Source organism: Streptomyces sp. WELS2 (assembly GCF_013870595.1).
Taxonomy (GTDB): Bacteria; Actinomycetota; Actinomycetes; order Streptomycetales; family Streptomycetaceae; genus Streptomyces.
In genome coordinates this window covers 1-4,147 of record NZ_JACBWZ010000577.1, presented here as the reverse complement: position 1 = coordinate 4,147, position 4,147 = coordinate 1, and the positions used below count along the sequence as shown (strand labels likewise).

Genomic DNA, 4,147 nt, shown 5'->3' with positions numbered 1-4,147 from the left:
GTGGTGATCGGCGGCGGCCCGGCCGGACTCGGCGCGGCCGTGTACGGCGCCTCCGAGGGCCTGCGGACGGTGCTGGTGGAGCGGTCGGCCACCGGCGGGCAGGCCGGGCAGAGCTCCCGGATCGAGAACTACCTCGGCTTCCCCGACGGGGTCTCCGGCGCCCAGCTCACCGACCGGGCGCGGCGGCAGGCGGCCAAGTTCGGCGCCGAGTTGCTGACCGCGCGCGAGGTGACGGGCCTGGAGTCCCATGGTTCCGCCCGGATCGTACGGTTCGCGGACGGCTCGGCGATCGCCGCGCACAGCGTGATCCTGGCGACCGGGGTGCAGTACCGGCAGCTTCCGGCCGTGGGCTGCGCGGACCTGACCGGGTGCGGGGTGTTCTACGGCTCGGCGCTGACCGAGGCCGCCTCCTGCGAGGGGCAGGACGTGTACGTCGTCGGCGGCGCCAACTCGGCGGGCCAGGCGGCGATGTACCTGTCCAGGTTCGCCAAGTCGGTGACACTGCTGGTGCGCGGCCCCGACCTGTCGGCGTCGATGTCGCACTACCTGATCCAGCAGATCGAGGACGCCCCGAACATCTCGGTGCGCTGCCACACGGTGGTCGACGAGGCGCACGGCACCGGGCGGCTGGCCCAGCTGACGCTGCGTCACACGGTGTCCGGCGAACGCGAACGGGTCGACGCCCAGTGGATGTTCGTGTTCATCGGCGCCGCCCCGCTGACCGACTGGCTGGGTGATACGGTGCTGCGCGACGAGCGCGGGTTCATCCTGGCCGGGCCCGACCTGACCGCCGACGGACGCCCGCCGGCCGGCTGGGAGCTGGACCGGCCACCGTACCACCTGGAGACCAGCGTGCCCGGCGTGTTCGTCGCCGGGGACGCGCGCGCCGAGTCCGCCAAGCGGGTCGCGTCCGCCGTCGGAGAGGGAGCCATGGCCGTGATGCTCGTCCACCGGTATCTGGAGCAGTCGTGAGCGGGCGGGTGCTGCCGTGCAGCCCCGGGGAGATCGGCTCGCTGTTCCTCTTCGAGAAGCTGAGCCCCGAGCAGCTCGGCAGGCTGTGCGCGGCGGGCCGGGTGGAGCTGTTCGAGCCCGGCCCGGTGTACTCCGAGGGCGACCCCGCCACCTGCTTCTTCGTGATGATCGAGGGCACGGTGGTGCTGACCCGGCGGGTCGGCGCCGACGAGGTGGAGGTCGGCCGGACCTCGCAGCGCGGGGTGTACGCGGGCGCGATGCAGGCCTATCTGCGCGACCGGGTGCGGCAGGTCTACCGCAACTCGATGCGGGTGACCGAGCCGACGCGGTTCTTCGTGCTGCCGGCGGACACCTTCGCGGACGTGATGCGCGAGTGGTTCCCGATGGCCGTGCACCTGCTGGAGGGCCTCTTCTTCGGCTCGAAGAACCTCCAGGCGGTGATCGGGCAGCGGGAACGGCTGCTGGCGCTGGGCTCGTTGTCGGCCGGGCTCACGCACGAGCTGAACAACCCGGCGGCGGCTGCGGTCCGGGCCACGGCCACGCTGCGCGAGCGGGTCGCGAAGATGCGGCACAAGCTGGGCCTGATCGCCGAGGGCCCCTTCTCCCGGGAGGCGCTGGCGGGCCTGGTGGAGATCCAGGAACGGACCGCGGAGCGGGTGGCGAAGGCGCCGGCGCTCAGCCCGCTGGAGGCGTCCGACCGGGAGGACGCGCTCACCGACTGGCTGGACGAGCACGGCATCGGGCACGGCTGGCAGCTGGCGCCCGCCTTCGTGCAGGCCGGACTCGACGTGGACTGGCTGGAGCGGGTCGCGGCCGCGGTGGGCGAGGAGATCCTGCCGAACGCGGTGGGCTGGCTCAACTACACGGTCGAGACCGAGCTGTTGATGAACGAGATCGAGGACTCCACCGCCCGCATCTCGCACCTGGTCGACGCGGCCAGGCAGTACGCGCAGCTGGACCGGGCGCCGTACCGGGTGGTGGACGTGCACGAACTCCTCGACAGCACGCTGCTGATGCTGTCCGGGAAGCTGGGGCCGGGCATCGAGGTCGTCAAGGACTACGACCGCACGCTGCCGCCGGTGCCCGCCTATCCGGCGGAGCTGAACCAGGTGTGGACCAACCTCGTCGACAACGCCGTGTCCGCGATGAACGGCGCGGGCGGGCAGGGCACCCTGACCGTGCGGACGGCACGCGACCACGAGCGGCTGCTGGTGGAGTTCCGGGACACCGGGCCCGGCGTCCCGCCGGAGATCAAGGACCGGATCTTCGACCCGTTCTTCACCACCAAGCCGGTCGGCGAGGGCACCGGGCTGGGCCTGGACATCTCCTGGCGGATCGTCGTCGACAAGCACCACGGCAGCCTGCGGGTGGAGTCGGAGCCCGGCGACACCCGCTTCCAGGTGCTGCTGCCGCTGACCGCGGAACCCCCCGAGGAGGAGCCGGTATGAACGACGCCGAGGGAATCGACCCCGCCGCGCCGCCGAGCGGGCCGGGCTGCGTGGAGTGCGAGGAGGCGGGCGGCTGGTGGTTCCATCTGCGCCGCTGCGCACGGTGCGGGCACATCGGCTGCTGCGACGACTCCCCGTCCCGGCACGCCACCGCCCACTTCCGGGCGACCGGGCACCCGGTGATCCGCAGCTTCGAGCCGGGCGAGAGCTGGTTCTGGAACCACGCCACCGGGGAGCTGTACACCTCAGGGCCCGAGCTCGCTCCCCCGGCGAGTCGTCCGGCCGGTCAGCCGGTGCCTGGTCCGGCGGGGCGGGTGCCCGACGACTGGGCGCGGATCCTGCGCTGACCCCGGAGCGGACAGGCGGATGCCCCGCGCGGGGCGGGGCATCCGGTGGTGCTGGGGTTCCGGCGTCCGTCAGTGGTGGGCGCGCGGGGTGTTGGCGGCGGTGACGTTCACCGCGGCCCACGACTTGTCGACCGTCTTGTACTCGGTGCTGTTCGCGCCGTACAGGTCCTTGGCCGCCTTCAGCGTCGCGGTGCGCGCCTGGTGGAAGTCGGTGCTGGAGACCATGTAGCGGGTGAGCGCCCGGTAGTAGATGGCGGTCGCCTTGGCCCGGCCGATGCCCTTGACCTGGAGGTTGCGGTAGGTCGGCGAGTTGTAGGTGACGTCGCCGATCTTCTTCTTGCCGCTGCCCTCGGCGAGCAGGTAGTAGGCGTGCGAGGAGACACCGGAACCGGAGTGCACCTCCATGTCGTAGAGCTTCGGCGACCAGTAGTCGACGGTGCCCTCGAGCTTGTCCAGCGACGGGTGGTCCAGGCGGCGCAGGAACTTCTGCGCGAGGCCCAGCTTCTCGCCGACCAGGTAGTCCGGGGTGTCCTTCGCGTTCTTGGCGTAGAACTCGACGTTCGAGCCGAAGATGTCCGCGAGCGACTCGTTCAGCGAGCCGGGCTCGCCGTACTGGTTGCCGTCGGAGTCGACGAAGGTCGGCTGGAGGTTGGCGGTCGCCTCCACCACGCCGTGGGTCAGCTCGTGACCCGTGACGTCGAGGACGACGAGCGGCTTCTTGAACATCTGGCCGTCGCCGTCGCCGTACAGCATGCAGTTGCAGGTGGGGTCCCAGAAGGCGTTGGCGACCTTGTTGCCCCAGTGGACCATCGCCTGGGCGGGCTTGCTGTTGTTGCGGATGCCCTTGCGCTGGAACGTGGACTTGTAGAAGTCCAGCGTCTTCGTGATGCCGTACTGGGCGTCGGCTGCGGCCGTGACCCGGCTGGTGGTCTTGTTGTTCCCCCACACGTTGGTCGTGTTGGTGAACTTGGCGCCGGAGCCGAACTTCTCGGTGTACGAGCCCTTGGCGTCCCGGGTCTCGGTGCCGTACCGGCTCGGGTCCTTGAGCTGGTAGTGACCGCGCGAGGTCTGCGTCGTGGTGAGGCCGACGTTGCCCACGAAGAGGGTCTTGCCGGTGCCCTTGGCGGCCGAGGGGTAGCGCGTGGCGCCGGTGGCGCCGGATCCGGTCAGGCCGGAGGCGGCCGCGGCGGAGCCGGTGCCGGTGGCCGGGTCGAGGGTCTCGCCGCGCTCGCGCAGGGCGTCGAGCAGCTTCGGCGACAGGAACTCGTCCCGGGTAGGCGTGTTGCTGCGCACCTTGCCGGTGACCGCGTCGACGACGACCGTGCGGGCGTCGTCCTGGTCGGTGACGGTGACCTGGTAGGCGAGCGCGGAGGCGCCGGC

Annotated in this window: 4 protein-coding genes; 3 read left to right on the top strand and 1 reads right to left on the bottom strand. The window is 71.4% G+C overall.

From position 1 onward, the window contains the following. From H5J33_RS25985 to H5J33_RS25975, 3 genes are all read left to right on the top strand, one after another. On the top strand, window positions 1-972 hold a 972-nt coding region (locus H5J33_RS25985; protein WP_181797290.1), incomplete at its 5' end, for an NAD(P)/FAD-dependent oxidoreductase. Then, window positions 969-2,420: an ATP-binding protein gene (locus H5J33_RS25980; protein WP_181797289.1), complete on the top strand. Its 1,452-nt coding sequence runs from the start codon at window positions 969-971 to the stop codon at window positions 2,418-2,420. The genes H5J33_RS25985 and H5J33_RS25980, both read left to right, overlap by 4 nt. Next, complete coding sequence (locus H5J33_RS25975) at window positions 2,417-2,767, top strand: UBP-type zinc finger domain-containing protein (protein WP_181797288.1); 351 nt, start codon at window positions 2,417-2,419, stop codon at window positions 2,765-2,767. The genes H5J33_RS25980 and H5J33_RS25975 overlap by 4 nt, the downstream gene beginning before the upstream one ends. A gap of 69 nt (window positions 2,768-2,836) precedes the next feature. Here H5J33_RS25975 and H5J33_RS25970 read toward each other — a convergent pair. After that, a partial coding sequence (locus tag H5J33_RS25970; protein WP_181797287.1) for a M4 family metallopeptidase occupies window positions 2,837-4,147 on the bottom strand: 1,311 nt, incomplete at its 5' end.